Source organism: Clostridium sp. AM49-4BH, assembly GCF_003478335.1.
Classification (GTDB): domain Bacteria; phylum Bacillota; class Clostridia; order Lachnospirales; family Lachnospiraceae; genus Butyribacter.
This window is the reverse complement of record NZ_QUFB01000084.1, coordinates 1-6,331: the sequence shown is the minus strand read 5'-3', so window position 1 is coordinate 6,331 and position 6,331 is coordinate 1. Positions and strand designations below refer to the sequence as shown.

The following is a 6,331-nucleotide window of genomic DNA, read 5'->3' as shown; positions in this document are numbered from 1 at the left end:
GAAAAATAAATCCAAGAAAAATATCTTATTAACCTTAATTGGATATGCAATGATTATGATATTTTGCATAAAATCATTATATGAAATAAATACAAAACCTTTTGTTTCACTTAACCTTAATTGGATATGCAATGATTATGATATTTTGCATAAAATCATTATATGAAATAAATACAAAACCTTTTGTTTCACTGATTTTTTTAGAGCTCGTTATATCAATTATTTATATCGCGTGTGCAATACTTTTATTCTCTCGGGAAATTAAAGATTGATAACAAATAACAGGAGGTAAAACACTATGAAGAAATTACTAAGCTTAATTACAATTTGTATGATTACTACATTATGTATTTCTATTAATTCATCCGCAGCTGCACTTGGAGATGATTTGACTTATGTTGCATACATAATCTTTTTCTTTCTGATTGCCAATCTGATATTTCAATATTTTATCTTTGAAAACAATGTACTTCACATTTCCAGCCTTGAAATCAACAAACCAATTCCCACCGTTATCTGGGTCAGTTCCCATTACTTTGGATACTTGCTCCGGAAAATCCTTTTTATCACTGATAAAAAACAATACCGTCCAATATTTAGGCTTTTCACCGGTATTCCATAATTCAATCTTATGTACATTCAGCAAATCAATGATAGTATCATCTGTTACACTTTCTTTAATCAAGACTCCTTCATATACTTCCTGCTTCTTCCCTTGAATTGCATTATTTCCACAACCATGCACTTCCTTCACTTCGCTTAGTGTCAATTCGTCCTTTAACAACACATCCATGGAAACATGAAACAATTCTCCCAGTATTAACAATTTCTCCGTTTCGGGCAACGCAATATCCGCTTCCCACTTGGATATGGATTGTCTGCTTACGTTACACTTTGCTGCAAGTTCTTCCTGCGTCATTCCATTTGCTTTTCGCAATTCGATTATTTTTTCAGACAACTTCATAAATGATTACCTCCTGCTATGTTTGATTTCATTGTACAAAATCTTTATTATTTGTACAACCAATTTTAAAGTTCTTTTTCGCAACCTATAGTTGCCAACATAATATCATAGAAGGGTTTTATCCCCTCTACAACAATTCCTTATCTGTATCTTTACCTCTACGCTCTGCTGTTGTTATTTCAATCCTGCCTCCTTAAATTTTTCCAATCTGTAATGATTCTCATCATCCAATTCCTTAACACCATTCTTATAATCATATCCAAATTTTCTATAAAATTCCGTTGCTGTAATGGATGCCGGTATCTCAATTCTACTCGCTCTTACATAAAATTCATCCGTTTCTAATGTATTTATGATTTTTCTTCCAATTCCTTTTCCATGAAATTCCGGAAGGACAAAAATACACAGAAGTATGCTTTCTGTTTCGCTTCCCCAAAAACTTGAGATAGAACCTGTTCCAACGATTTTTCCATCAAATTCAAAGACATACATATGCGCATAACTTGCCACATTCAGAACCTTTTCCACATCATAATCCTTTGCAAGTTTCTCCATTGCTGATATGCCATAATCTTTACTGTTAACCTCCAAGAAATTCCGGACAATAAGATTTCTGACCTCCCCCGCATCCTCTTCCTTAAATTGCCTCACCTTATACAGACATTCTGCATCTTCTCTTGTTGTCAATTTCAGTTCAATTACATCATTCATTTTCTGCACCTCTTTCTTGTAAACATAAAAATCGCACCAAACATTCAATGTCTAGTGCGATATCTCCAATTTAATAAGATGCAATGTATGCAAAATCTTCTCTTATATTCTGGTTTTATGCACTAGACTAAAAGACCTACACGCTATAACCTAATGCACTAACCTTGCATGTTTATAACCGTGTACGTCTGTAATACATGTACATATAACGTCTTGAATATAAGTTCTGATTCATGTGTATGTTCTCCTTGTTTTTGTTGAATAATATACCAATCTTGGCAATTCATGTCAACAATCTATTTACAATTCAAAATAATATCTATCATATCTTGCTTTCCATTAGTATATGCCATCCTATCATCTGCATACTTACCTTCAATATTCTTATCAATTTATACATGAATGGCACATTTTTGTAATATTGTAACCTTAAACATTTTTTATTCCCTTCTATGCTAATTCTCAACATACATTTTTATATTACTTCGCCCACAAATAAAACCAAACTAGAGCGATTTGATAAAACAAATGCCGGAAATCCGTATAAATACAAACTTTCGGCATTTTAATAAATTAGACACATCGTAGAGCTGAAAGTTTCACTTCCCTATAAGTTGGGATTTTTCTATTTTCTTATGACATAGATGTATCTTGCCATTTTTCTTTGAACTGTTCAAACGGTACATTAATATATTCTGTCTGACCAATCAGCATATCAAACCATTGACTATAACCCTCATCTTCAAACAGCGTACGATATTTCATTGCCGATTCCCGCTTTTTCTTAAGCAATTCATAAGTTTGTTTTGTAATATCCGTGACTTCATATGTCATGTTATTTTCCTGCAACGCCTTTACCAACAGCGTAGTGTGAGCATTAGATGTTTTTGGTATAACATCACCTTCTTGGTAACCAACAAAAAACACACCATCCTTTTTTACCCAGTTTCGAGCCTGTGCCACAAATGCAGTCATATCTGCGGCAAAATAAAGGGTGTCCATAGAAATAATCACATCGAATTTTTCTTGAGGATATTCTATTTGACCAATGATACCTTCTCTAAATTCGGCATTTTGGCAAAACAGAGTCTTTGCAGTGGTAATTGCCGTTTCTGAATAATCAAAACCATATATATGTGCCCCTGTCCTTTCTTGCAAATATCCTAGCATTTTCCCATTACCACAGCCAATGTCCAAAATATGTACATCATCATTGTGCGGTATATATTTCAGAATCATATCTATCTGCTCTTTGTTGCTAAAACCATCCTGTGAAAAGTCCTCACCAAAAGCATCTTTGCAAAAAGACTGGAACGCATTTGATTCTTTTGTCATTGTGTAAAAGGCTTCGTAATCATCATAAAATAACAATTCTTTTTTATTCATGGTTCATTGTTTCCTTTTGTAAAAATCAAAGTTTTCTCTCAGTCCAAAATAAGCATATCATAACAGAAGTTATTTTGCACCAAAGACTTAAGAATACGGAGCATTACACTCCGCATCCACATTACACATATATCAACTCTATTAATACGATTTTCTCTGCCGAACTTCTCACATTATTCATCCGCACTCCTCACTTACTCAAACTCGATTTCAGCAACTATATATTGTGTCTAATTAAGTTTTATATTACTATATTTTGTATAATTATTCTTGATATTCTATGTATTCTTCATTATTTTATGATTTTTTGCAACCACCACAAGTTTCGTCATTCTCAAAATGCCATTGTTTACAATTTATAAAAATATCTTTTAGCATCTGCCATTGTATTTACCATAAAATCTTCATCTTTCAATGCTGACGTAATAAGACTCTTAGTACACGGAATATGTAATGTAGCCACAGAAGACATATTATCACGGAAAGCAGGCAACTTATCCCACAAATCTTTAATCTGCTTCTTGAAATTTCCATCACTATCAACTATATCTGACTTCTTGTCGTAATCTGGATAAATTACAATTACTGGTAAACCTTTTGTACCTATTCCATAATTCATTTCCTCCCTCAATGCACGACTATTGGCAGTAATGGAACTTAAAAATAAAATAATGTTCTTAGAATAGTCAAGTCTTGTATGAAGTCTAGGCTTAAGAGTCTTTTCCCAATCACTACCATCTCGCACATTATATGTCTTATCATGTGCATCATTAAAGGGAAAACTATTATCCTCTCCTCTCCACATTCTTAGCATATTGTAGTAAACAAAATCATGTGTTAAATTTGCCCCTAAATTACTTTCACTAAATGGTTCCGAAACATAAAACGCACTATAATTTGCATTTCGATATGACATATTAAATTCCTTATACTACTCTATTTGTTCATTAATCTCCTCAATCCACCCACTGTCATCACTCTCAAACAGCTTTATGAACTTTCCAAAATTACTGCTACCAGTAACAGAATCATCTGAATCCAACTTTCTCACTCGCTGACTCATATTTTTATAATTCTCCGCAGTAACATGTTCCATAACTTCCCGAATCTGGTCTGCTCTTCCTTTGTAATTTTCTACTCCGGTATATTCCTTTATCAACGGAGCATTTACTGGTTTTGCTGGAGATTTCAGATTTTCATCGGTCCAATGCTTAGATATAATCTGCATCGTACATGGATTACCAAATATAATCACTTCATTCGCTGCACTATCCACACCATGAAACTCATTAATTTTGCGTTTAATGTCCTCATATTGCTCGTGAGGTTTCTTTTCCGTATCACAGAACACAAGCACAAGTTCATCTGCTCCATTTTGATATCGGTCCTGATACCTCGCTGGGATATTACCATTTCCACCAGCATTTACCAGTGAAATATCATATTGCTCATTCCATACTTTTAAAATTTTTAATCGTTTTAGATACTCAAATTCCTCATTGCCTTCACAGATAATGCAGATTTTGTGATTATCCAAAAACTTAGGGAGTTTATTTGGCATCGGCATCATCCCCCTTTACATTACCTTTAATACTAAGCAAAGAGTTAATCAATTCAGGATCAGGTAAAGCACCAAGTGCACCTTTTCTATATTTTTCCATAACATCCGTCGTATCCCTCACTCCCTGCTGTGCAGTAAAATCAGCAAGTGAATATACATATACACCTTCCTCATCTTTATGCACAAACCAAATCTGCTCCTTCCGGAACATTCTCTTGCAGTCCATAAGATTTATATCATGAACTGTAAATATCATCTGTGCACTTGTATTTAATTCATTATTAAACATCGCAACAATCGCCCTTGTAAGCTTAAAATGAATACTGCTATCCAACTCATCCACCACTAATATTCTGCCCTGTTCAAGTGCTTCAATTACATAACTGGCAATAGCTGCAATCTTCTTTGTTCCTGTGGAATCAAACATCATACTTGGTACATGAACACCTTTATATGTGGAAACTAACCTAATCTGATCCATAATATTCTCCGGAATATCAAGCACTTTCTCATCTGGCTTTTCATCCCCTTCTCCAGTTTTCAGTTGTATCTTATCCATATCCACATATTCAAAGTTATCCATATACAGGTCTGCATTTTTTATAAACTCAACAACCTTTTGCTGTAACTGATTCTTATTTTTCATGAGTTCAATTGTGTGTTGCATAGGTATGTTATTCATATTGATGACATCAATTTTTTCTGCAAATCCGACAAGAATCTGCTTCATCTCGTTGACATGTTCAAATTTACTTGTATCTACTACATAGCATAGCAAATTATTCTTCGATACAACTGAAATCATATTCTGAACAGATTCATCAATACACTCATATATTTCACTAACAGTATCTTTTTTCAACCAACAAACTTCCTTTTCGTTGTTGTACTGATCTTTAAATATCTCCGAAAATGACTCATATATATATTCTTCTTTTTCAGCATCATACTTAAAATCATAAGAAAACTTTCTTCCAGATGCCATAAATGTAACGCCTAACTCGCATACATCACTATCAGTAAATATATTTGGCATCAGTCCATTCTTCTTATTTAAAAGTACATTACTTATTGCCCTAATGCACTTAATTAGACATGTTTTACCAGCATTGTTTGGTCCATATATTCCTACCGTTTTAAGGACATTAAAATTATTCTCTTTGTGAACATTTGCTCCAAATTTTTTATTTCGCATATCTGCTTTCATTGAAAATGTAATATCATCCTCAAATGCGTAACAGTTTTTTGCTCTTACCTCTATAATCATGGCTCATTCCTCCAAGTCACTTTTCCTATTTACTTATCATTATTATATCATAAATCATTTTTTGTGCAACTTTTTTTCATGAAAAATATTTTTTGTGAATTTAACGATATATCATATGGCAAAAAACAGCCTTTCGATTTTTTTAAAATCCCCTGCAAATTAACAAAATTCAAAAGTCCGTGGGATTTGCTCTTGCATTGGAATTTGCTTTTTCAAGTCACCAATAGTGGGCACTTCTTTATCCATGCCAAAGTTGCCTAATTTGATCTACTATGACCGAAATTTATCACTTAGTTTTAAAATATTCTCACCTATTAAACGTAATTCTATTCTAAAATCCTCTACATCAATACGTATATTGTTGTTTTTAATTATATTAACCTGTCCCATTTCATATAACGAAGGAAATAACGGACCATTTAGGGAATTTCGTATTCTTAAC

Annotated in this window: 6 protein-coding genes; all 6 read right to left on the bottom strand. The window is 33.2% G+C overall.

Features of this window, described 5'->3' with window-relative positions; genetic code table 11:
- Window positions 1-361: 361 nt before the first annotated feature.
- A complete protein-coding gene (locus DW981_RS13960) occupies window positions 362-964 on the bottom strand; it encodes a helix-turn-helix transcriptional regulator (RefSeq protein WP_118508166.1) in 603 nt (200 codons plus the stop codon).
- A gap of 174 nt (window positions 965-1,138) precedes the next feature.
- A complete protein-coding gene (locus DW981_RS13955; RefSeq protein WP_118508165.1) occupies window positions 1,139-1,675 on the bottom strand; it encodes a GNAT family N-acetyltransferase in 537 nt (178 codons plus the stop codon).
- 633 nt (window positions 1,676-2,308) lie between these two features.
- Window positions 2,309-3,061, bottom strand: a complete 753-nt coding sequence (locus tag DW981_RS13945; protein WP_118508164.1) for a class I SAM-dependent methyltransferase — start codon at window positions 3,059-3,061, stop codon at window positions 2,309-2,311.
- A 349-nt stretch (window positions 3,062-3,410) separates the two neighbouring features.
- Window positions 3,411-3,977: a hypothetical protein gene (locus tag DW981_RS13940; protein WP_118508163.1), complete on the bottom strand. Its 567-nt coding sequence runs from the start codon at window positions 3,975-3,977 to the stop codon at window positions 3,411-3,413.
- Between the two features lie 15 nt (window positions 3,978-3,992).
- Window positions 3,993-4,622, bottom strand: a complete 630-nt coding sequence (locus DW981_RS13935; protein WP_118508167.1) for a hypothetical protein — start codon at window positions 4,620-4,622, stop codon at window positions 3,993-3,995.
- Window positions 4,612-5,889 (bottom strand): ATP-binding protein, encoded by a 1,278-nt coding sequence (locus DW981_RS13930; protein ID WP_118508162.1) that lies wholly within the window; start codon window positions 5,887-5,889, stop codon window positions 4,612-4,614. Before DW981_RS13930 ends, DW981_RS13935 begins: the two co-directional genes overlap by 11 nt.
- Window positions 5,890-6,331: the final 442 nt, after the last annotated feature.